Annotated in this window: 22 protein-coding genes; 16 read left to right on the top strand and 6 right to left on the bottom strand. The window is 69.3% G+C overall.

The annotated features are described in order from the left end of the window. Positions 1–52 precede the first annotated feature (52 nt). From ACJ8AN_RS07460 to ACJ8AN_RS07470, 3 genes are read left to right on the top strand one after another with little or no spacing between them, the layout of a single operon-like run. The gene (locus ACJ8AN_RS07460) at positions 53–697 is read left to right on the top strand and encodes a TetR/AcrR family transcriptional regulator (RefSeq protein ID WP_407754549.1); all 645 of its coding nucleotides are present in this window, start codon (positions 53–55) and stop codon (positions 695–697) included. A gap of 32 nt (positions 698–729) precedes the next feature. Then, positions 730–2,064, top strand: a complete 1,335-nt coding sequence (locus ACJ8AN_RS07465; RefSeq protein WP_407754550.1) for a P1 family peptidase — start codon at positions 730–732, stop codon at positions 2,062–2,064. Positions 2,065–2,104: 40 nt separating this feature from the next. Next, entirely contained in the window at positions 2,105–2,215 is a 111-nt protein-coding gene (locus ACJ8AN_RS07470; RefSeq protein ID WP_407754551.1) for an aminopeptidase, read from the top strand. Positions 2,216–2,262: 47 nt separating this feature from the next. On the opposite strand, the gene ACJ8AN_RS07475 is transcribed toward ACJ8AN_RS07470, so the two are convergent. Continuing rightward, on the bottom strand, positions 2,263–2,763 hold the full coding sequence (locus tag ACJ8AN_RS07475; RefSeq protein WP_407754552.1) for a hypothetical protein: 501 nt from the start codon (positions 2,761–2,763) through the stop codon (positions 2,263–2,265). A 102-nt stretch (positions 2,764–2,865) separates the two neighbouring features. Between ACJ8AN_RS07475 and ACJ8AN_RS07480 the strand changes: the two genes are divergently transcribed. Both ACJ8AN_RS07480 and ACJ8AN_RS07485 read left to right on the top strand, forming a co-directional pair. Then, a complete protein-coding gene (locus ACJ8AN_RS07480; RefSeq protein WP_407754553.1) occupies positions 2,866–4,017 on the top strand; it encodes an AI-2E family transporter in 1,152 nt (383 codons plus the stop codon). A gap of 77 nt (positions 4,018–4,094) precedes the next feature. Continuing rightward, positions 4,095–5,759: a hypothetical protein gene (locus tag ACJ8AN_RS07485; protein ID WP_407754554.1), complete on the top strand. Its 1,665-nt coding sequence runs from the start codon at positions 4,095–4,097 to the stop codon at positions 5,757–5,759. A gap of 18 nt (positions 5,760–5,777) precedes the next feature. Here the strand turns inward: ACJ8AN_RS07485 and ACJ8AN_RS07490 are convergent, their stop codons facing one another. The 3 genes from ACJ8AN_RS07490 to ACJ8AN_RS07500 all read right to left on the bottom strand — a co-directional run bounded on the left by ACJ8AN_RS07490 (position 5,778) and on the right by ACJ8AN_RS07500 (position 8,280). Continuing rightward, the gene (locus ACJ8AN_RS07490) at positions 5,778–6,485 is read right to left on the bottom strand and encodes a response regulator (protein WP_407754555.1); all 708 of its coding nucleotides are present in this window, start codon (positions 6,483–6,485) and stop codon (positions 5,778–5,780) included. Next, a complete protein-coding gene (locus tag ACJ8AN_RS07495) occupies positions 6,482–7,762 on the bottom strand; it encodes a sensor histidine kinase (protein ID WP_407754556.1) in 1,281 nt (426 codons plus the stop codon). Before ACJ8AN_RS07495 ends, ACJ8AN_RS07490 begins: the two co-directional genes overlap by 4 nt. A 95-nt stretch (positions 7,763–7,857) precedes the next feature. Further along, entirely contained in the window at positions 7,858–8,280 is a 423-nt protein-coding gene (locus ACJ8AN_RS07500; protein ID WP_407754557.1) for a hypothetical protein, read from the bottom strand. A gap of 133 nt (positions 8,281–8,413) precedes the next feature. Between ACJ8AN_RS07500 and ACJ8AN_RS07505 the strand changes: the two genes are divergently transcribed. The 8 genes from ACJ8AN_RS07505 (at position 8,414) to ACJ8AN_RS07540 (ending at position 13,147) form a co-directional block, all read left to right on the top strand. Next, positions 8,414–9,139: a HesA/MoeB/ThiF family protein gene (locus ACJ8AN_RS07505; RefSeq protein ID WP_407754558.1), complete on the top strand. Its 726-nt coding sequence runs from the start codon at positions 8,414–8,416 to the stop codon at positions 9,137–9,139. Beyond that, positions 9,127–9,369 carry a sulfurtransferase TusA family protein gene (locus ACJ8AN_RS07510; protein ID WP_407754559.1) on the top strand — a complete coding sequence of 81 codons (243 nt, stop codon included), beginning with the start codon at positions 9,127–9,129 and terminating at the stop codon, positions 9,367–9,369. Before ACJ8AN_RS07505 ends, ACJ8AN_RS07510 begins: the two co-directional genes overlap by 13 nt. Before the next feature lie 3 nt (positions 9,370–9,372). Next, positions 9,373–9,645, top strand: coding sequence for a ubiquitin-like small modifier protein 1 (locus ACJ8AN_RS07515; RefSeq protein ID WP_407754560.1), 273 nt, complete (start codon positions 9,373–9,375; stop codon positions 9,643–9,645). Between the two features lie 4 nt (positions 9,646–9,649). Then, on the top strand, positions 9,650–10,261 hold the full coding sequence (locus ACJ8AN_RS07520; protein ID WP_407754561.1) for a ThiF family adenylyltransferase: 612 nt from the start codon (positions 9,650–9,652) through the stop codon (positions 10,259–10,261). Beyond that, the gene (locus tag ACJ8AN_RS07525) at positions 10,252–10,722 is read left to right on the top strand and encodes a Mov34/MPN/PAD-1 family protein (RefSeq protein WP_407754562.1); all 471 of its coding nucleotides are present in this window, start codon (positions 10,252–10,254) and stop codon (positions 10,720–10,722) included. The genes ACJ8AN_RS07520 and ACJ8AN_RS07525 overlap by 10 nt, the downstream gene beginning before the upstream one ends. Before the next feature lie 195 nt (positions 10,723–10,917). Then, entirely contained in the window at positions 10,918–11,688 is a 771-nt protein-coding gene (gene cysC / locus ACJ8AN_RS07530; RefSeq protein WP_407754563.1) for an adenylyl-sulfate kinase, read from the top strand. A gap of 113 nt (positions 11,689–11,801) precedes the next feature. Next, positions 11,802–12,692 (top strand): ATP-dependent sacrificial sulfur transferase LarE, encoded by an 891-nt coding sequence (gene larE, locus ACJ8AN_RS07535; protein WP_407754564.1) that lies wholly within the window; start codon positions 11,802–11,804, stop codon positions 12,690–12,692. Positions 12,693–12,982: 290 nt separating this feature from the next. Further along, complete coding sequence (locus tag ACJ8AN_RS07540) at positions 12,983–13,147, top strand: ribbon-helix-helix domain-containing protein (protein WP_108065063.1); 165 nt, start codon at positions 12,983–12,985, stop codon at positions 13,145–13,147. A 16-nt stretch (positions 13,148–13,163) separates the two neighbouring features. On the opposite strand, the gene ACJ8AN_RS07545 is transcribed toward ACJ8AN_RS07540, so the two are convergent. Continuing rightward, entirely contained in the window at positions 13,164–14,021 is an 858-nt protein-coding gene (locus tag ACJ8AN_RS07545) for a tRNA pseudouridine synthase A (RefSeq protein ID WP_407754565.1), read from the bottom strand. Positions 14,022–14,083: 62 nt separating this feature from the next. Here ACJ8AN_RS07545 and ACJ8AN_RS07550 point away from each other — a divergent pair, with 62 nt between their 5' ends. The 3 genes from ACJ8AN_RS07550 to clpX all read left to right on the top strand — a co-directional run bounded on the left by ACJ8AN_RS07550 (position 14,084) and on the right by clpX (position 17,222). Further along, positions 14,084–15,031, top strand: coding sequence for an AgmX/PglI C-terminal domain-containing protein (locus ACJ8AN_RS07550; protein ID WP_407754566.1), 948 nt, complete (start codon positions 14,084–14,086; stop codon positions 15,029–15,031). A gap of 79 nt (positions 15,032–15,110) precedes the next feature. After that, complete coding sequence (locus ACJ8AN_RS07555; protein ID WP_407754567.1) at positions 15,111–15,743, top strand: hypothetical protein; 633 nt, start codon at positions 15,111–15,113, stop codon at positions 15,741–15,743. Positions 15,744–15,944: 201 nt separating this feature from the next. After that, positions 15,945–17,222, top strand: coding sequence for an ATP-dependent Clp protease ATP-binding subunit ClpX (gene clpX / locus ACJ8AN_RS07560; protein WP_407754568.1), 1,278 nt, complete (start codon positions 15,945–15,947; stop codon positions 17,220–17,222). Positions 17,223–17,296: 74 nt separating this feature from the next. Here the strand turns inward: clpX and ACJ8AN_RS07565 are convergent, their stop codons facing one another. Further along, a complete protein-coding gene (locus tag ACJ8AN_RS07565) occupies positions 17,297–18,814 on the bottom strand; it encodes an Hsp70 family protein (protein ID WP_407754569.1) in 1,518 nt (505 codons plus the stop codon). Positions 18,815–18,895: the final 81 nt, after the last annotated feature.

Raw genomic sequence — 18,895 nt, forward strand, 5'->3', positions numbered from 1 at the left:
TAGCCAGTGGCTACATCTTGTGCGAGAACGGGTGTCGAGGGAGGAAGGCGGCATGGCCACCCGAGGCACCCGGAAGAAGGCGGCGCGGAAGCCCTACCACCATGGAGACCTGCGCCGGGCGTTGCTGGACGCCTCGCTGGCCCTCATCGCCGAGGAGGGCTTCGCCGCCTTGTCGCTCCGGGAGGTGGCCCGGCGGGCGGGGGTGACGCACGCGGCGCCCTACCGTCATTTCGCGGACAAGGAGGCGCTGCTGACGGCCGTGGCCGAGGAGGGCTTCCGCGCCATGACCACTGGCATGAAGGAGCGCATGGCCCCGGAGAAGACACCCGAGGGCCGTCTGGAGGCCTGTGGCGTGGCCTATGTCCTCTTCGCCATGGAGCACCCCTCGCACTTCCGGGTGATGTTCGGGCCGCACTTCACCCGGCCACCGGAGCTGTCCGCCGCGGGCGAGGCGGCGAATTCCTTCGGCCTGCTGCTCGGCTCCATCTCCGAGGGCCAGCGCGCGGGCGTGGTGCGCGCGGGTGAGCCCCGGGGGCTGGCGCTCACGTGCTGGTCCCTGGTGCACGGGCTGGCCTCGCTGCTGGTGGATGGGAAGCTGGCGTCGGCGGGCATCACCACCGTCCGCCAGGCCGAGTCGGTGGCCCGGGAGCAGACGCGTCTGTTGGTGCGAGGGCTGGGGCGAGCAACGAGCGATTGACCGGGAGTGCGCCTCGGCTAGGTTGGCGCCCCATGGCCAACCCACCGGAGACGGAGTCCCCCGAGAAGCGCGTGCGAGCCCGGGAACTGGGTATTCCCCTGGGCCGCTTCAAGACGGGCCGGCACAACGCCATCACGGACGTGGAAGGGGTGCTCGTCGGGCACAGCACCATCATCCGGGGCGAGGGCCCGCTGCGGCCCGGCCATGGCCCCGTGCGCACCGGCGTCACCGCCATCCTGCCCAACCTGGGCAACATCTTCATGGAGCGCCTGAACGGGGGCGGCTTCGTGCTCAACGGGGCCGGCGAGGTGGCCGGCATGACGCAGCTCATGGAGTGGGGCCTGGTGGAGACGCCCCTCCTCCTCACCAACACCATGTCCGTGGGCGCGGTGTCCGACGCCATGGCCCGCCACATGGTGGAGCAGTACCCGGGCATCGGCGACGAGCACGACGTCATCATCCCCATCGTCGGCGAGTGCGACGACAGCTACCTCAACGACATCGCCGGCCGGCACGTGCGCGCCGAGCACGTCTTCGAGGCCATCCGCAACGCCTCGGGCGGCCCGGTGGCCGAGGGCGGCGTGGGCGGCGGCACCGGCATGGTGACGTGCGACTTCAAGGGCGGCATCGGCACCTCCTCGCGCAAGCTCCCCGAGGCCCTGGGCGGCTACACCCTGGGCGTGCTCGTCATGAGCAACTTCGGGAAGATGCACAACCTGCGCGTGGGCGGCCTGCCGGTGGGCGAGGTGCTCGCCGAGAAGTTCAAGGACACGCCCCGGCGCGGGCAGACGTACGGCTCCATCATCGCGGTGGTGGCCACGGACGCCCCCCTGCTCAGCCATCAGATCAACCGCCTGTGCAAGCGCGTGGCGCTGGGCATCGGCCGGGTGGGCAGCTACGCGGCGCATGGCTCGGGCGAAATCGTGGTGGGCTTCTCCACCGCCAACATCATCCCCCGGCGCACCCAGAAGATGGTCTACAAGCTGAAGATCCTCCTGGATCAACGCCTGGATCCCCTCTACGAGGCGGTGATGGAGGCGACCGAGGAGGCCATCCTCAACTCCATGTGCATGGCCACCACGATGAAGGGCGTGAACGACAACTACGTCCCGGCGCTGCCGCTGGACGAGGTGCGCCGCTTCGTGCAGGCCTGCCGGCCCATCTTCGCCTCGGTGAAGAAGCGCCCCCAGCAGACGAGCGCCCCGGTGGGCCGGGACAAGCCCGTGGACGTGAACAAGGAGGGGGAGGTGACGGCCGGAGCGGTGCTGCCCACCGAGGTCCGGGGGGCGGAAGGCATCCCTTACCCCACACGCCCGGCCCCGGAAGACATCGAGGACTCCTCATCCGGGGGAAGTTCTGGTAGTTAGGCGCCCCTGTTTTGTCCTACCTCCTTCAGGAGACACCGACATGGCCCGTAGCAAGAGCAAGCACCGTCGCGTTCAGCGCAAGATCAAGCAGAAGTGGAAGCGCCAGGAGAAGCGCAAGGCGGCCAAGGCGGCCGAGGGCGTGAAGAAGTAACTCGTCCCGTTGCCTCGGACCCGCTCCGCGCGAGCACGCCCGCCTGCCTACTGGCGGGTCGCCGTGAAGGAGCGGGTCACCGAGCACCGTTTCGTGCCGCTGGCCGAGGTGCTCGAGAAGTTGCCCTGCCAGTCCCCCAACAACTTCGGCACGCCGCCGTCCCCCACGCCCGGGACGTAGCGCCCGGAGAGGCTCGCCGAGTCGAGCCCCGGGGTTCCCCCATCCGTGTCCTGTCCCAGACTGCTGCCCACCAGGCTGAAGTCATTCGTCTGGTAGAGCGTGCCGCGCAGCGTCAGACCGTCGAGCTCGGCGGAGATGTCGCTGTCCTGACGGCTCACCTCCAGCGGCCCCTCGGGGAGCGTCACCGGGATGTCACCGCAGGCCGGGGGATTGGTCCCTGGATCCAGCTCCAGGGAGTAGCGGCCCTCCATGGGTGCGCACTGGAGGCAGCCCTGAGAGGAGCCGCCGTGACACGCCGAGGCGCTCAGGGCGAGGGCTCCCGCGAGGACGAGGGGAAAGGTGGGAAGTTGGAAGCGTCCAGAAGTCATGGTTCAGCTCTTCGTCGGAGGGGGCCCGGGCTTCCCGAGAGGAAACGACGTTCCTACGTTCTGTCGCATCCTGGGCGGGCGTTGTGGGGTGGGGGTGGGGGCGTGACGGGTTTCGACAGCAAGCGGTGGTCCAATCTTATCTTCGCGGGGCTGTTCGCCCTGGCGTTGATTCTCTTCTCTCGGATTTTGCTGCCGTTCGTGATGCCGGTGCTGTTGGGTGGCTTCCTGGTGGTGCTGTTCCTGCCGCTCCAGGACTCGCTGCTGCGCACGCGGCTCAAGGGGTCCCCGTCGCTGTGCGCGGGCCTGTCCACGGCGGCCATCTTCCTGCTGATCCTCGTGCCCCTGGCGGTGGTGGGGTGGCTGGTGGTGCGCGAGGTGCTCGGGATGCTGGAGCACACGCAGGAGCTGCTCGACAGGATGGACCTGAAGCAGCTGGTGGCCACGTACGTGCCGCGCGGGCTGCAGCGCTACGTGCCGGCGAAGTTCGAGGGCGCGCGGACGGAGCAGGCGCTGATGGGCGCGATGGCCAGCAGCGCCTCGATGCTCAGCGAGGTGCTGGGCGCGGGCACGGAGCTGGTCATCGATCTCTTCCTGATGACGGTGGCCATGTACTACTTCTTCCTGGATGGGCGCCGCCTGTGGGCCGAGGCCACGCAGCTGGTGCCGCTGGACAAGCGCTACATCCAGGCGTTCGCGCAGGAGTTCACCGACGTGGCGCACGCCATCATCTACGGCAATACCATCACCGCGCTGGTGCAGGGGGCGCTGGGGATGGTGGGGCTGCTGGTGGTGAAGGTGCCGCACGCGGGGGTGTGGGGCGCGGCGATGGCGCTGGTGGCGATGGTGCCGGTGGGTGGCACGGCGCTCGTCTGGGGCCCCATTGGCGTGGTGCTGCTGCTCATGGGCAAGGTGAACGAGGGCGTCTTCCTGCTCGCCTGGGGCGCCTTCGTGGTGGGCACCATCGACAACGTCATCCGGCCGAAGCTGTGCGGCTCGCGCATGACGCTCCACCCGCTGCTCGTCTTCCTGTCCATGTTCGGCGGGCTGGCGGTGTTCGGGATGATGGGGCTGCTGGTGGGGCCGCTGATCGCCTCGATCTTCATGGCGATGGTGCGCATCTACCGGCGCGACTTCCTCAAGCTGCGGCCGGTGGCGCTGCCTCCGGTGTGCGAGTCCCCGGTGGGGGTGTCCGAGCCGGAGCTCGCGCCGCGGCCGGCCGTCGCCTCCGGGACCACGGCGGTGGTCGAGGGCTGAGCGGCACCACGAACCTGGACAAGGGCCCGCGCGGTGGGTGAGGCTGCCGGGCATCCATGAAGGCCTCTGGACGCTGGATGTGTCGCTGGGGCGCGGCGCTGGCCCTGGTCCTGCTGCTCACCTCTCGAGTCGCGCTCGCCGAGCGCGTCGCCGTCTCCGTGCTGGAGGGGGACAAGGGTTACAAGCTGCGGTCCCAGGTGACGGCGGCCCTGCGCAAGACCCGAGCGGTGCAGGTGGCTCCGCCCGCGGCCTGGGGCATGGCGGCCATGAAGCTGAAGCTGCGAGGCCCCGCCGCCGTGGCGCCCGAGGCGGTGTCGCGCCTGGCGCCGAAGCTGAAGGTGGATGCCGTGCTCGCGGGCACGGTGGGGCGTGAGGGCTTCAGCGCCCGCCTCCTGGCGAAGGATGGCCGCGAGGTCTGGTCCGGCAGCTATCCGCTGAAGCGCGGGCTGCTCTCGCCGGGGGATGCGAAGAAGCTCGCCCTGGAGGCGTCGGCGGCGGCGAACGCGGCGGCTCAGGCCGGGCCCGCGCCCGTCCAGCCCGAGCCCGTGGCGAAGGCCCCGCCCGAGACAGGCACCGAGCCGGTGGCGGCGCCTCCCGCCGCCGAGCCTCCGGTGGTGGCCCGGGTCGAGCCCGCGAAGCTCGAGCCGTCCGTGCCGCTGGAGCCCGTGGCGCCTCCGGTGCCCGAGGAGAAGCCGGTGCGCGTGCCCGAGGAGCCGTTGGCCCAGGCGCCCCGCGTGTCCGGGACGATGCCCGTCGCCGCGTGGGTGGAGCTGGACGACGAGTCGCACACGTACGCTCCGGCGCTCGCGGGCAGTGGCGGAGGCTTCCCCGAGCCCTCGGGGGCCGAGTCGCAGGAGGCGGAGGGCGCCTCGGTCCGGGGCCGGTTCCCGCCGAGGGCACGGGTGGTGCTCGGGGCCGCGTTGACGTGGCGCCAGTACTGCGCGCGGCCGGGGGTGACGTCGTGCGCCCAGTACGATGCGCTGCTGCCGGAGCAGCAGGTGGGGGACATCGCGGACTTCACCTCGAGCGTGCCCTACGTGGGCATCGCCGCGCAGGCGGAGCTCTTCCCCCTGTCGCACTGGCCCTCGCTGCTGCGGGGCGTGGGGATCGCGCTGGAGTACCAGCGGAGCTTCGCCAAGACGAAGGTGACGGTGTCGACGCCCGTGGGCTCGACGCCCGAGCGCGAGGTGTACGCGACGGACACGGCCTATGGGGCGATGCTCGCGTACCGCTATTTCTTCGACCTGGGGGCGAAGGGGACGCCGCAGTGGGGCTACGCGGGGTTGCGGCTGGGGGCGCATGGCCGCGAGTTCGAGGTGGACGAGTCGGTGGAGTCGCCGCTGCCGGTGACGCACCGGTTCTACCCGGTGGCGGGGCTGGACGTGTCGGTGCCGCTGATGCGCGCGGTGCGCATCGAGGGCGCGGGCCAGTTCTTCCTGCGGCCCAATCCCGGGCAGACGCTTGGCGGGGACGACAACGGCTCGCTGGTGGCGGAGGTGCGCGACTACGGCACGTCGGTGTCGAGCCTCGGCTGGGCGGCGGAGCTGGGCGTGGCGGGGGATATCTGGGGCCCGCTGGGCTTCTCCGCGCGCTTCCGGTTGGAGCACTACCTCGACCGCTTCGAGGGCCAGGGCACCCGGCGCGGGTGGACGCCGGGCCGCGTGCCCGGGATGCCCGGGTTGAGCGGCGTGGCCGAGGAGACCTACTCGAGCGTCCTCGTGGGCGTCACCGCTTCCTGGTGAGGCCGGGGCTCCGGCGCCTCACACCGAGATGAGGCCCTTGCGGATGCCCTCGGTGACGGCCTCCACGCGGTTGGTGACCTCGAGCTTGTGGTAGATGTGCTCGAGGTGGGTGCGGATGGTGGCCTTGGAGAGGTTGAGCAGCCGGGCCGCCTCGCTGTTGGACACGCCCTTGGCGATGAGCTGGAGCAGCTCCGTCTCGCGGTTGGACAGCGGCTTGTGCTGGGGCTCGGGGGCGGCGGGCGCTGGAGCGAGGGGCTCGGTGGGGACGGGGCTGGGATCCGGCTCCACGCGGAAGTGGCGCAGCAGCCGGCGCGCGAGGCTGGGCTGGATGACGGTGCCCCCGGCGCGCACTTCCTTGATGGCCTCGACGATCTTGTCCGCGGGCGTGCCCTTGAGCAGGTAGCCCGAGGCCCCGGCCTTCACGGCCTCGAGGACTTTGTCCTCCTCGTCGAAGATGGTGAAGATGAGGATCTCGACCTGGGGCCACTGCGCCTTGACCTGGCGGGTGACGTCGATGCCGCTCATGCGCGGCAGGCCCAGGTCCAACAGGAGCACGTCCGGGTTGAGCCGGGGCACGTCCTCGAGCGCGGCCTCGCCGGACAGGGCGGTGCCGACGATCTCGATGTCCTGATGGCTCTCGAGCAGGCGGAGCTGGTTCTTGAGGATGCGCGTCTGGTCCTCGACGACGAAGACGCGGATGGGGGAGGACGCGGTCGCTTCGGTCATGGGCGGGTGGGGAGGGAGAAGGACACGCGGGTGCCGTTGCCGGGCGCCGAGTCCACGATGAGGGTGCCGCCGAGCTTCATGGCGCGCTCGCGCATGTTGAGCAGGCCGTAGTGGCCGCGGGGGGTCTGCCGCGGATCGAACCCGTGGCCGTCGTCATTGACGGCCAGGTGCACCTTGTCCACGTCGTAGTCGAGCTTCACGTGCACCTGCTTGGGCGCGGCGTGCTTGACGGCGTTGGAGAGGCACTCCTGGAGGATGCGGAAGAGGGCGAGCTGGGCGTCCGGGGTGAGCTTGCGAGGCAGGCCGGTGCGCTCGAAGCGGATGTCCACCTGGGTGCGTTGCTGGAAGGTTTTCGCGTAGTCCTCGAGGCCCTGGGTGAGCTCGAAGTCCTCGCGCATCATCTGCAGGTTGCGGCGCAGCTCCTCGATGGACTCCTCGGCGGTGTCCTTGAGCTCTTGTAGCTCCGCGCGCAGCGAGTCGTCCTGCGCCATGCCGAGGATGAACTCGGACTGGATGATCATCGACGAGAGCGAGGCGCCCAGGCCGTCGTGGATTTCCCGGGCGAGCCGGCTGCGCTCTTCCACCACGGCCAGCTCCTTGAGATCGCTCTGGAGCTCTACCGTCTCGCGATGGGCATGGGCCTCGCGCTCGCTCAGGTACACCAGCACGTAGATGATGATGAAGTTGAGGGCCGAGTACCACAGGACGGTGAGCACCTCGACGGCGGTGACCTCCCGGTTGAGCAACAGATCCAGGCGCGCGGTGATGGGCAACGCCATCAGCGGAGGGAGCACCGCCAGCGGCTTGGGGAAGAGGATGGCGAAGAGGGTGGTGAAGAGCAGCTGGGTGCCGAGCAGCGGGCTCTGGAGGCCACCGCCGACCTGGGGCTTGGCGATGAGCACCACCATGATGACCAGGTCGAGGCACAGGGTGATGTACGTCACCCAGCGGCCGGCCCTGGGGTGGTCGATGACCATGAAGTTCGCGACGCTGTAGAGCAGCATCGTGAAGTAGCCGGCGAAGGCGAAGGTGCCCTGGAAGCCGAAGTAGCTGGACCACCGGGGCACGGCGAGGATGGCCAGGCCCAGGGAGAGGAACATGAGGCGCGCGTAGAAGAGGGCGCGGGCGCGGGCCACGAAGCGCTCCTGCTCCCAGGAGGCGGCGGCCTGCTCGGCGGAGATGCTGTCCTTGAGCTTGCGCCGCTCGAGCACGGCCCGGACGCGGGCGCGCCGGTGCGAGTCGGGCTTGTCGTCTTCGAGCGCGAGGGCGGGTTCCATCTGCCGGCAAGTCTAGGAGACCTGCCGGGTTCTCGGAAACTCCCGCACCCGGGAAGACGCCTGCCCCCCTGGTGGCGGGAGGCGGGGGGAGCTCCCTACTTCGAGCCCTTGCTGACGCAGGCCTTCTTGGCCTCGGGCTGGCGCGAGAAGACGTACTCGAGGCGGTCGCGGGTCTCGCCGGTGGCCTCGTTGAAGAGCGGGGTGCCGCCCGCGTACATGGTGCCCTCGGCGTTGCCGTATGGGTCCAGCTTGTGCTCCTGGAGCCAGCGATCCACGCAGGCCTCCACGGCGGCCCGGTCGCCGCCCGGCGCCTGGGTGCCTGCCTGGGCCTTGGTGGCGCCCGGGGCCTGGGTGCCACTGTCCGAGGACGCGGCGAGGCTGTTGCCAGTGGAGCCGGTGGTGTCGCCCGCGTCGCGGTAGGAGGCGTCGCCCGCGGGCGGGTTGGGGTTCTCCCCGGTGTTCTTGTGGCAGCCGGTGAAGAGGAGGGCGGCGGAGAGGAAGGCGAGCGCGTGTCTCATGGGTCCTCGCGAGGCGGAAAGAGGTGGGAGGGGGACGGAGCGGCGCGGGAAGATATTCGTTCGGTGTCCGGGGCGGGCGGCTTTTCGCCGAGTGGAGTTGACGGCGGACGGTGGCTCGGCGAGGGTCGCGCGCGTGGAACGAGTGGCCTCGGCGAGGGTGCTGGTGGTGGGCGCGGGCGGGTGGGGCTGTCCGGCCTCGCTGGCGCTCGCGCGCGCGGGGGTGGGGCGGCTGACGCTGGTGGACCCGGACCGGGTGGACGTGACGAACCTCCACCGGCAGCTGTGGCACCGCACCTCGGACGTGGGCCGGCCCAAGGTGGAGTCGGCGGCGCACGGGCTGCGGCGGGCCTTCCCGGCCTTGCGCGTGGAGACGCTCGCCGAGCGGGTGGACGAGCGCAACGCCGCCTCCCTGTTCCGGGCGCATGACGCGGTGGTGGAGGCCACCGACGGCACGTCCACCAAGCTCTTTCTGTCGGACGTGGCGGTGGCCACGGGCGTGCCGCTCGTCTACGGCGGGGTGCTGCGGATGCAGGGGCAGGCGATGCGCGTGGAGCCCGGTGGGCCGTGCCTGCGCTGCGTGTACGAGGAGCCGCCCTCGCCGGATGCGGTGCCCACGTGCGCGCAGGCGGGAGTGCTCGGCTCGATGGCGGGGTTGGTGGGGGCGCTGCAGGCCCTGTTGATTCTGGAGCGGCTGACGGGTGAGGCCCCGGCGGCGAGCGGGGAGGCGGTGTTGCACGTGCTCGACGGCGCCACGCTGCGAGGCCGCCAGGTGCGCGCGCGCCGCGCCCCCGATTGCGAGGGCTGTTCCCGCCCGCGCCCGCCTGTCTTCACGGAGGAGCCCGACCGATGCACGAGGTGACCCGGACGTTGGACATCACCCGCGAGGTCTGCCCGATGACGTACGTGCGCACGAAGCTGGCGCTGGAGTCGCTCGATGACGGCGCGGTGCTCGAGGTGCTGCTGCGGGGCGAGGAGCCGTTGAAGAACGTGCCGCGCAACGCGCGCGAGGAAGGCCACGAGGTGCTCGCGCTGGAGTCCCGGGGCGATGGGCTGCACCGGTTGCTGCTGCGCAAGCAGGGAGGACGCTGAGAGATGGCCACGGTCCGCATTCCCACGTCCCTGCGGAGCTTCACGGGCAACAAGGGCGAGGTCCGCGTCGCGGGCGCCACGGTGGGCGAGGTGCTCGGCAACCTGGAGAAGGCGCATCCGGGGATTGGCGCGCGGGTGCTCGACGACAAGGGCGCGGTGCGGCGCTACGTGAACGTGTTCCTCAACGACGAGGACATCCGGTTCCTGCAGGAGCTGGCCACGCCGGTGGCGGACGGGGATCGCCTCACCCTCATCCCGGCCATCGCCGGAGGGTAGGGGCATGGCGCTGCGAGAGGAGCAAATCCTCCGGTATTCGAGGCAGATCCTCCTGCGCGAGGTGGGTGGGCGCGGGCAGGAGAAGCTGCTGGCGGGAGGCGTGCGGCTGAAGGCCACGGGAGCGGCGGGGCTGACGGCGGCGGCGTACGTGGCGGCGGGAGGCACCGCGGTGGAGGCGGGCCCCGACCCCCTGACGCCGGGAGCCGAGGGCTTCCTCGTGTCGGCGGAAGAAGTGGGCCAGCCAGCGTCCGAGGTGCTCGCGAGGGCCTTGCCGGACGTGAACGCGGACGCGCTGCCCGGGCGCGGTGCGGGGCGGCTGGCGGAACTGCCGGCGGAGTGGGACGGCGAGGGCCCGTGGGTGGCACTCGGCGGAGACGGAGCGCGGGGCGTGGTCGTCTTCCGGGGCGCGGCAGGGTGTGCCGGGTGCTTCGAGGCCACCACGGCCGTGCTGGGGCCTCCACCCTCGGGGGCGCTCGGGGTGGGGCTGGGCGCGCTGGGCGCACTCGTCCTCCAGAGACTGCTGCTCGGGCTGGGACCGGCGCTGGGCGCGTGCGGATGGGCGTCGCCGGGCGTGCTGACGGACGTGGGCGTGCGGCGCTGCGGCCGGTGCGGCTGATCGGCGTGGGCCCGGAACTGCCCGAGGATCTGTCGGACATCATCCGACACCTGGAGGCCTGCTACCCCCGGGAGGGCTGTGGGGTGCTGCTGCGAGCGGGGGAGGGAGGGGCCTGGCGGGTGTGCCCCCTGCGCAACGCCCAGGACGAGCTCCACGCCCAGGACCCTGTGCGCTTTCCTCGCACCTCCCGCACGGCCTTCGCCTTCGAGCCGCGCGAGTGGCTCGGCGTCCTCATGGAAGCCGACGCCCGGGGCGAGCACGTGGCGTGCGTCTTCCACTCACATGTGGACACAGGTGCCGATTTCTCCGACGAGGACCGACATCATGCGACCCCCGAGGGCCAGTCCCTGCTTCCCGGAGTGGGCCATCTCGTGATGGCTGTCCACTCCGGGTATGTCAGGGATATGAAAATTTTCTGGTGGGAGTGCGGAGAATTTCAGGAACGTCGTGTTTTACTTTGATTCGAGACGCTCCACCCGTTGGAAATCCCTTGAGAAGGCGGGCACTTGGCCGCCTGCCCCCCCTACCTGCGGAAAGGTGGGTACGAATTGTCAAACGGTGTGATTTTCGTCTATAACGCCCCCGACTTTTGATCTGCCGCGCTCCGGGGGGCACGGAGTTGACGCCCCTGGAGGCGCAGGGAGTTTGGGACCCGTATGGCGCAGACGATTGGTTTTACCGTTTGGCTGACCGGCATGTCCGGGACCGGCAAGAGTACGATGGCTGCCTACATCGCGGCCCGGCTCAGGCAGGTGGATCGCAACGTGGAGATCCTCGACGAGAACAGTCTCGGGGACGACCTCTGGCAGGGCATTGGGGATAGCAAGGACGAGCGCAACACCATCGTCCGCCGGCTGGGGTTCGTGGCCGGGCTGCTCACGCGTAACAACGTGGCGGTGCTGGTTCCCTGCGTGAGCCCTTACAAGGCGGTCCGCGAGGACAACCGCCGGACGATCGGCCGCTACATCGAAGTGTACGTGGACTGCCCGACCGAGAAGCTCATCGAGCGCGACGGCACGGGCCGCTACAAGAAGGCCCTGAGTGGGGAGATCCCCAACTTCATCGGCATCACCGAGCCGTATGAGCCGCCCGCGTCGGCCGAGGTGGTCATCCACTCGGATCAGGAGAGCGTGGAGGAGGGCGCGGGGAAGATCTTCCAGTCGCTGCTGGACCTCGGCTACGTGACGAGCGAGGAGCTGAAGATCATCACCGGCAAGAAGATGAAGGCGCAGCCGCCGACGAAGACCGAGGTGACGCGGGTGTCGTCCGCGAAGCCGGCGGCCACCAAGGCGGCGGCCAAGCCCGCGGCGAAGGCCTCGTCGGGGGCGGCGGGCAAGGGCGCCAAGGCGCGTCCGGCGGCGAGGGCGGCCCGGGTCGCCAAGCCGGCGGCCAAGAAGGCGGCGGCTCCCAAGCGCAAGGCCCGCTAGCCGGGCCTCCACTGCCTTCCTCCCCAGGAGGGCCGTGGACGGAGAGGCACAGTCGTGAGGACCCCCAGGTTGCATGGGCAACCCGGGGGTTCTTCGTTTATAGAGGTGCCCCCATGCTGACCCCCGAGCGGATCCAGGCCCTGTGTGACTCCTCCCGACCCAAGCTGGAGGCGATGCGAGCGGCGTTGCGCGCGCACGGCTCGGCGCTGGTGGCGTTCTCGGGCGGGGTGGACTCCACCTTCGTGCTGAAGATCGCGGTGGAGGAGCTGGGGGAGCGGGCGTTGGCGCTGACGGCGCTGTCGGCGTCGGTGGCCCCCGAGGAGGAGCGGGATGCGCGGGAGCTGGCGGCGAAGCTGGGAGCGCGGCACGTGGTGGTGTCGAGCGACGAGCTGGCCAATCCCCAGTACGCGGCCAACCCGACGAACCGCTGCTACTTCTGCAAGACGGAGCTGTACGACCTGTGCGAGGTGAAGCGGAAGGAGCTGGGGCTCGAGGTGGTGCTGGACGGCTTCAACGCGGACGACTTCAAGGACCACCGGCCGGGGCACCAGGCGGCGAAGGAGCACGCGGTGCAGTCGCCGTTGGCGAAGGCGGGGCTGACGAAGGAGGAGATCCGGGCGTGGAGCCACGCGCTGGGGCTGCCCACGTGGGACAAGCCGCAGATGGCGTGCCTGGCGTCGCGGATTCCGTACGGCACCTCGGTGACGCGCGAGCGGCTCTTCCAGATCGCCGGAGCCGAGTCCGAGCTGCGCAAGCGGGGCTTCCGGCAGTTCCGGGTGCGCTACCACCAGGAGATCGCCCGCATCGAGCTGTCGGCGGACGAGTACGAGCGCTTCCTCTCGGCGGAGGTCCGGCGCGAGGTGGACGCGGCCCTCAAGGCATTGGGGTTCAAGTTCGTGGCGTTGGACCTGGAGCCGTTCCGCTCGGGACGCATGAACGACGCGGCGGGCATCCAGCGCCCGGCGGCGGAGCCCCACACCCATCCGCTTCCGGTCATCTCCTGATCCGAAAGCTGATCCCCGCCTGATCCGGGCTGCTGATCCCCGCCTGCTCCTCCCTCGCCCTCCGGGAGCGGGTCGGGGTGAGGGGAGCTGGCCCCCATTTCCCCCCTGTTTCCGAGCCCCTGAAGGGTCGGGATTTGGATCCGCGAACGGATCAGTCGTAGAGCATTGGCCGGCGCGCGCCAGGCCCCGTGATCGGCAACTGATCCCCGGGTGATCCCAGAGGTCGGATGATTTTCTTGCGATCCGGCACGTCTGTGCGACTTTGTGCGCACCTGTAGGAGACAACGCACATGGACATGAATCCTCGCCTCACCTCGGTGGTGTTCCGTCTCAGCCGCGAGAAGCTGGATGCGCTCAAGGAGCTGTCGCGTTCGACGAGGATCCGCCAGAGCGAGTACCTCCGGGAGGCGATCTCGGACTTGCTGACGAAGTACGAGGATCGCCTGGTCGACTGAGACCCGGCGGCCTGGCTCAGGCGGCCTGGGTTTCGGCCCCGTCGGGGAGACAGAAGGGAGGCGCCGAGGGGAGACCCGGGGCGCGGGCCCGCTCCTCGGAGGGGAAGGGATCCTTGTCGGACGGGTAGCGCACCTCCCAGAGCACGAGCCCCTTGGCGGGGGCCTTGAGGCCGGGGATGGGGGTGCCCGACTCGAGGGCGGAGCGGAAGAGCTCCTCGGAGAGGCCGCCCGCGGCGGTGAGCAGGGTGGAGCCCACGAGGTAGCGCACCTGGTAGCGCCCGAAGCCATCGCCGCGCAGGCGGAGCTCGAAGAGGCCGCCGCCCAGCTCGTGCAGGGTGGCCGACTCGAGGGTGCGCGGCTTGCGCAGGCTGGAGTGCTCGTGGAAGGCGTAGAAGTCGCGGCGGCCCACGGTGGCGCCGAGCAACTCCGCCACGCGCTCGGGCCGGAGCGTCAATCCCTCCAAGCGGGGCTCGAGCGAGGCCTCCATGGCGAAGGGCCGCCAGGCCTCGGCGACGGAGCCGCCGAGCTGGACGCGGTAGCGGTACTCCTTGCCCACGGCGCTCCACTGGGCATGGAAGCCCTCGGGAGGACGCCGGGCCACGCACAGCCCTATCCCGGGAGGCGCGTGGGGAGGGAGCCGCTCGGCGAGCATCTCCGAGGTGTAGCAGGGAGGCAGCCGGACGCTCGCCACCTGCATGCGCGCGTGGACGCCGCGGTCGGTGCGGCCCGCGGGCATGATGGGGTAGGGGACGCCGGCCTTGCGCATGGCATCCTCGAGGGCTTCCTGGACGGTGAGGCCCTCGGGTTGGCGCTGGAAACCGAGGAAGTCGGTGCCTCGGTACCAGATCCACAGGGCGGCGGGGGTTCTTTTCACGGAGCGTAGGGGGGTTGAGGGGCGTTGTGATGACCCGTGCGGCCTGGGATACTTCCCGGCCCATGTCGGCCGCACAAGATCTCCATGACCTCGAGAGGACGCAGCTCGATTCCCAGTGGCTCTACCGCCAGGGGGACCTCGTCCTCGGTCCCCTGACGGGCCACCAGCTGGTGGAGAAGCTGAACGCCGGAGTGCTCACCGGAGACACGGAGGTCTCCGCCTCGGGCCCGAGTGGTTTCCGCAAGCTCAAGGAGCTGGACGCCTTCCAGCTGCACGTCTCGAAGGCGGCGGTGAAGCAGCGCGTGGAGGCCGAGGCCCGGGCGCTCCAGTCCAAGCGGACCCAGGTGCGGCTCATCACCGGAGGCGTGGTGGCGCTGGTGCTCGGCGGGTTGGGCGTGGGGGCGTGGCAGATCGCCCGCTACTCGTCGGTGTACATGCCCGGCGACAGCGGCGACCTCTCCATCCAGGTGGAGCCGCCGGTCATCACCCCGGCGAAGCCCTCGATGCCCGGGGAGCTGTTCGACTACCCGGGCGAGCCCAAGCACGCCCCGGACAAGACGCCCACGAAGCCCCCCGAGACGGCGTCGGTGGACAAGCCGGAGAAGCCGGAGAAGCCGCCGGAGAAGGTGGCCTCGCTGACGCAGAAGCCGGATCGCCGCCCCGCGGGAGGCCGGATGACGGGCAAGGTCTCCACGGATCCGGACGGCATGTCGACGGAGGTCAACTACGACCAGGCCTCCATCAACGCGGTGGTGAAGAAGTCCCAGAGCTCGCTCTTCCACTGCTTCAAGGAGGAGGCCGAGCGCCGTCCGGGCTTCGCCGCCAAGGTGCCGCTCGAGTTCACCATCGGCAACGATGGCCGGGTGGCGCAGCTGTGGGTGGATCATCCGCAGCTCAAGAAGGGCCCGATGTACGACTGCCTGCTGGTGGAGATGAAGAAGTGGCCCTTCAAGTCCTACACGGGGGAGCGCGCCACGGTGAACCTGGCGTTCACCATCGGTAAGAAGTGAGGGGCGGCGCGGGCCCCTGACGAGGCGGCGGCGGGCCGCTTTTTTGCCCCCCCCGCTTTCCTGCCCGATACAGGTGGGCATGGTGACCGCCGCAGAAGCCGACATCGAGAAGAAGGCCGCCTCCGTGCCCCCGGGCACCTTCCGCCACACCATCCTGGTGGCGGCCAAGCGCTTCAAGTCCACCTGGGCCGAGCTGGGCAAGCTGCTCGTGCAGGTGAAGGACGAGAACCTCTGGGAGTCCTGGGGGTACGCCTCCTTCGAGGCCTACTGCCTCAAGGAGCTCCACATCAAGAAGCAGACGGCGCTCAAGCTCACGCGCTCCTTCAGCTTCCTGGCCAAGCACGAGGACCCCGAGGACGTGTCCCAGCCGGACTTCCCCCAGAAGGCCCCGGCCTTCGAGGTCATCGAGGTGCTCGCCGACGCCGAGGAGCGCGGCCAGCTGTCGCCCACGGAATATCGTTCACTGCGCGACAGTATCTGGAACCCGGAGAAGCCGCCCAACGAGCTGAAGAAGGAGTTCTCCGAGCGCTTCCCCAAGCCGCCCCCCGAGCCCCCTCCGGAGAGCTTCCAGGTGCGCAAGCTGGCTCAGCTGGCCCGGAAGCTGGCCGCCGAGGTATCGGGGTGCCGCCGGGTGCCTGCCGCCATCGCCGAGCGGGCGGGCGCCCTGGCCGAGGACCTGGAGGAGCTCGCTTCGGGCGTGAATGACGCCTGAACGAGTGTTACTCAACGCTGACCTCGTCCGGCGGTGCACAGCCCGCCGGGCGACACATCCGAGATGGGCTTCCTGCGCGTTCAGCTGGAGCCTATATTTTGGCGGACGGCTGTTCGAGACGTGGGCAGCCAAACGACTTGGGTGTGGTGGTGTCGGCTGATAGGCTCCGGGGAACCGGGGTCGGTGAACTCGGAGGCGGCAGTGAAGAAGGAGCACCACGTCAACCTGTCCTGCTCGTTCTGCGGCAAGTCGCAGCGCGAGGTCCGCAAACTCATCGCGGGCCCGACGGTCTACATCTGCGACGAATGCATCAAGCTCTGCAATGACATCATTGCGGACGAGAACGAGCGCGAGGAGGGCAAGCCGCAGGTGAGCTTGCCGACGCCGATGGAGATCAAGGCGTTCCTCGATGACTACGTGATCGGGCAGGACCAGGCGAAGAAGGTCCTCTCGGTCGCTGTCTACAACCACTACAAGCGCATCTACCAGAAGAAGCCGACGGCACGGCCTCGTCCGGGGATGAAGCCCTCGGGCTCCGAGGATGTGGAGCTGAGCAAGAGCAACATCCTGCTCGTGGGCCCCACGGGCAGCGGCAAGACGCTCCTGGCCCAGTCCCTGGCGCGCTTCCTCAACGTCCCCTTCACCATCGCGGACGCCACCAGCCTCACCGAGGCCGGCTACGTGGGTGAGGACGTGGAGAACATCATCCAGAACCTGCTCCACAACGCCGATTACGACGTGGAGAAGGCGGCGCGGGGCATCGTCTACATCGACGAGATCGACAAGATCGCCCGCAAGGGTGACACGCCGAGCGCCACGCGCGACGTGGGCGGCGAGGGCGTGCAGCAGGCGCTGCTGAAGATCATCGAGGGCACGCGGGCCAACGTCACGCCCAGGGGCGGGAAGAAGTACAACCAGCAGGAGTACGTGCAGGTTGATACGACGAACATCCTGTTCATCTGCGGCGGCGCGTTCCACGGCATCGACGGGGTCATCAAGCGCCGCGTGGGCGAGAAGGGCCTGGGCTTCGGGGCGAAGATCACCCACCGGGAAGAGCGCAGCGTGGGCGAGCTGCTCGCCATGGTGGAGCCGGAGGACTTGATGAAGTTCGGGATGATTCCCGAGTTCATCGGCCGTCTGCCGGTGGTGGCGACGCTGAACGATCTGAAGGAAGAGGATCTGATCACGATCCTCACGCAGCCGAGGAACGCGCTGATCAAGCAGTACCAGAAGCTCTTCGAGATGGAGAAGGTGAAGCTGACCTTCACGAAGGAATCGCTGAAGGCGATCGCGCGCGAGGCGATGCGGCGCAACTCGGGAGCGCGCGGCCTGAGAGCCATCCTCGAGGACGCGATGCTGGACATCATGTACGACGTCCCGTACCGGGATGGCGTGAAGGAGTGCAAGATCACCGAGACGGTGGTGACCAAGCACGAGCCGCCGCAGCTGGTGATGGAGAAGGAGAAGAAGTCGGCCTAGCCGCCGGGCTTCGCCTCTTCACGGTGAAGACCCCCGTTGCCCACCGAGGCACGGGGGTTTTTCCTTTTCCGCGCTCAGCTGCTCACGCGCACGGTGGTCTTCATCTCGCGGCCGGTGGCCGGATCCCTCGCGCGCATGGTGAGGATGCCTTCCACGTTCACGTCGAAGGTGATCTCCACCTGCACCGAGCCCGCCCGGGCCGGACGGATCCCCGAGAAGGTGAACTCGCCCAGCAGATCGTTCTTCACCACCTGCTCGTGGTCGCCCTGGAAGATGCGCATGGCCAGCTCGGTCTGGTTGTCCATGCTCGTGGTGGCCACCACCTGCTTGGCGTTCGGAATCGGCGCGTTGCGCGGGAACACCGTGTGGAAGGCTCCGCCCGCGCGCTCCAGGCCGATCGCCATCGGAATCACGTCCAGCAGCTGCAGCTTCATGCTCGAGTTGTCCTCGAGCGACTTGGCGTAGAGCGCCGCGCCCACCGCCACGGCCTCGTCCGGGTGGACGCCCTTGCTCGGCGTCTTGCCGAAGAACTTCGTCAACCGGTCCTGGACGATGGGCATGCGCGTCTGCCCGCCCACGAGCAGCACCTCGTCGATGTCCTTGGTGCTCAGCCCCGAGTCCACCAGCACCCGCGCTACCATCTGCAGCGTGCGGTCCACCAGGTGGTTGGTGAGCTGCTGGAGCATCTTGCGCGTGAACTTCATCTCGATGTTCAGCGGCTGGCCCTGCGCCGTCATCGTGATGAAGGGGATGTTGAACTGCACCTCGTCGCGCGCGGACAGGTCGATCTTCGTGCGCTCGGCGAGGTCCTTGATGCGCTGCATGGCCACGGGGTCGGTGGCCAGATCGATGCCCGCCTTCGCCACGAAGTCCTTGAGGACGTGGTGGATGATGGCGTTGTCGAAGTCGAGGCCGCCCAGGAAGATGTCACCGCCGGTGGCCTTCACCTCGAAGACGCGATCGCGGATGGCGATGATGGACACGTCGAAGGTGCCGCCGCCCAGGTCGTAGACGAGCACCTTCTTGTTCACGCCCTTGCCGGCACCGTAGGCGAGCGCCGCGGCGGTGGGCTCGTTGATGATGCGCACCACGTCCAGATCGATGAGCTTGCCCGCCTCCTTCACCGTCTGGCGCTGCCGGTCGTTGAAGTAGGCCGGCACCGTCACCACCGCGCGCTTGATGGGCGTCTTGAGGTAGTTGGCGGCGACGTCGCGGATCTTGTTGAGGATTTTCGCGCTGATCTCCTGGAGGGTGAATTCCTTCTTGCCCACGTCCAGGACGACGTCGCTCTTCTTGCCGGGGCGCACCGAGTACGCCACGACCTTCTTCATGGCCTCGACGACGTCGCTCTGGAAGGGCCGCCCCACCAGCCGCTTGGCGCCGTAGATGGTGTTCTTGGGGTTGAGCTGCCACTGGCGCTTGGCCTCGTAGCCGATCAGCTCGTTGCCCTTGTCGTCGATCGCGAAGATGGAGGGGATGGTGTACTCGCCGCCCTTGTAGGGGATGAGCTTCACGTTCCCACCGTCCTCGACGATCGCGGCGCACGAGTTGGTCGTGCCGAGGTCGATGCCGATGATGGGATCCTTGTGCATCTGGCGTGGACTCCGGGCAAAGGGGGGGCGCGAGGCGGGTAGGGGTTCGCCTCACAACCATGGACCCGCGAGGTTAGTTCA

The organism is Archangium sp., assembly GCF_045802675.1.
Lineage (GTDB): Bacteria > Myxococcota > Myxococcia > Myxococcales > Myxococcaceae > Archangium.